The organism is Vibrio sp. Vb0937, from assembly GCF_033338855.1.
This window is the reverse complement of sequence record NZ_JAWOTK010000435.1, coordinates 1-1,061: the sequence shown is the minus strand read 5'-3', so window position 1 is coordinate 1,061 and position 1,061 is coordinate 1. Positions and strand designations below refer to the sequence as shown.

General features: G+C 45.1%; 2 protein-coding genes. Both read left to right on the top strand.

Going from position 1 to position 1,061, the window contains the following annotated elements:
- The first annotated feature begins 108 nt into the window (after positions 1-108).
- Positions 109-915, top strand: a complete 807-nt coding sequence (gene cpdA, locus R7P67_RS26300) for a 3',5'-cyclic-AMP phosphodiesterase (protein WP_318086514.1) — start codon at positions 109-111, stop codon at positions 913-915.
- 48 nt (positions 916-963) lie between these two features.
- Positions 964-1,061, top strand: a 98-nt coding sequence (locus tag R7P67_RS26295) for a YqiA/YcfP family alpha/beta fold hydrolase (RefSeq protein WP_318086515.1), incomplete at its 3' end; no start/stop codon positions are given.

The window sequence follows — 1,061 nt, the reverse complement described above, 5'->3', positions numbered from 1 at the left end:
TTTGTTTACGAAGTGGCATTAGTAGAACGCCGCTTGCCTTCAATTGATCGTCACGTCATTCAAGGAAAATAACAAGAAACTATAGAGTGAACGAATCAGGTTTTCATTTTGCAATCATCGAATGACAGCATCAAACTTTTACAAATTACGGATACTCATCTGTTCGCTGCAGACGAGGGAAGTTTGCTGAGCGTAAAAACAGCCGACAGCTTTTCTGCTGTGGTTAACGAAGTTTTGCGCCGCAAAGTGGGGTTTGATTACATTTTAGCGACTGGCGATATTTCACAGGATCATAGCGCCGAGTCTTATCAACGATTTGCTGATGGCATTGCGCCGCTGCAAAAGGATTGTTATTGGCTGCCGGGAAATCACGATTACAAACCCAATATGGGCAGTGTGTTACCTTCACCACAAATTCAAGCGGCAGAACATGTGTTGCTGGGTGAAAAGTGGCAATTGATTTTGCTTGATTCTCAAGTAGTAGGCGTGCCTCATGGGCGTTTAAGCGATCAGCAGTTGACTCTTTTGGAAGAGAAATTAACGGAATTTCCTGAGCGTCATACACTGGTTTTATTGCATCACCATCCTTTGCTGGTGGGGAGTGCTTGGCTTGATCAGCATACGTTGAAAGACGCAGAAGCGTTTTGGCAAGTTGTGGATCGATGCGACAATGTAAAAGGCATTTTGTGTGGGCATGTTCATCAAGACATGAACGTAATACACAAAGGTATTCGAGTGATGGCAACACCATCAACGTGTGTCCAGTTTAAGCCGAATTCCGATGATTTCGCGCTTGATACCACATCCCCAGGTTGGCGTGAGCTAGTACTGCACACCAACGGCGACATCACAACCCATGTCGACCGTTTACCAGAAGGCCAATTCCAGCCAGATTTCTCTTCCAACGGATATTAATGATGCCCGAGCTCTAAGTTCGGGCTCGCTTTTTCATGCGAGACTTCTATGAGTAAACCTTCACTTCTATTGTACATCCACGGTTTCAACAGCTCACCGCTCTCAATGAAAGCCAATTTAATGAGAGAATATTGCGCGCAGCATCG